General features: G+C 51.2%; 2 protein-coding genes. Both read right to left on the reverse strand.

Going from position 1 to position 682, the window contains the following annotated elements; translation table 11 throughout:
- The coding region (locus FN960_RS23410; protein ID WP_438799909.1) for a POT-type proton-dependent oligopeptide transporter at positions 1-262 on the reverse strand (262 nt) is incomplete at its 3' end.
- A 19-nt stretch (positions 263-281) separates the two neighbouring features.
- Entirely contained in the window at positions 282-626 is a 345-nt protein-coding gene (locus tag FN960_RS23415; protein ID WP_260682092.1) for a POT-type proton-dependent oligopeptide transporter, read from the reverse strand.
- Positions 627-682: the final 56 nt, after the last annotated feature.

The following is a 682-nucleotide window of genomic DNA, read 5'->3' on the forward strand; positions in this document are numbered from 1 at the left end:
CGCCCAGCAAGAACGCGGCAGCCTGCGTCAGGAACCACATCCCGAGAATAAAGCCCATCAAATGCTGCGGCACCAGGGCAGCAATCATCGCCAGGCCAAGGGCGCTAATAAACAGTTCACCTAAGCTCTGGAATAAGTACACCAGCACGATAAACCATGGCGATGTCAGCCCCTGGGCATCCGCAAACCACATTCCCGCAGCTGCAGCCGTCAAAAAGCCCAGAGAGCACATAAACATGCCGAGAGTAAATTTCATCGGCATCGAGAGGTCTTTGACTTTGTTACCCAGATGCGTGTAAATGCGTGCGAGGTATTGGGCTGGCGAGTACCACCCAGAACGGGTTAAGCGCCTGGAAGCTGACCGGGTTGATGGAAAAACCGAGAATTTCATGATGCACGTTGTTGATGGCAAAGAAGTTCAGCGATGTTGGCATCTGGGCGTAGAGAATGTAAAACACCACCGCTTCGAGCATCAGGACAAAGGCGACAAACATTTTATTGCGCCCGGTTTTATCCAGCTTGAATGCCTGACGAAAGAAGATGATGGTGACGACGATGGAGAGAACAATCAGCACCAGATTGGCGACTTCTACGTTGTGCATCAGCCATGCACATACGAAGATCATCACCACGCTGCCAAGTAATACCTACAACAGTTTGCTGAAGCTCATCGGCTTGAAGT

Source organism: Alkalicoccobacillus porphyridii (genome assembly GCF_007293315.1).
GTDB classification, from domain to species: domain Bacteria; phylum Bacillota; class Bacilli; order Bacillales; family Bacillaceae_D; genus Alkalicoccobacillus; species Alkalicoccobacillus porphyridii.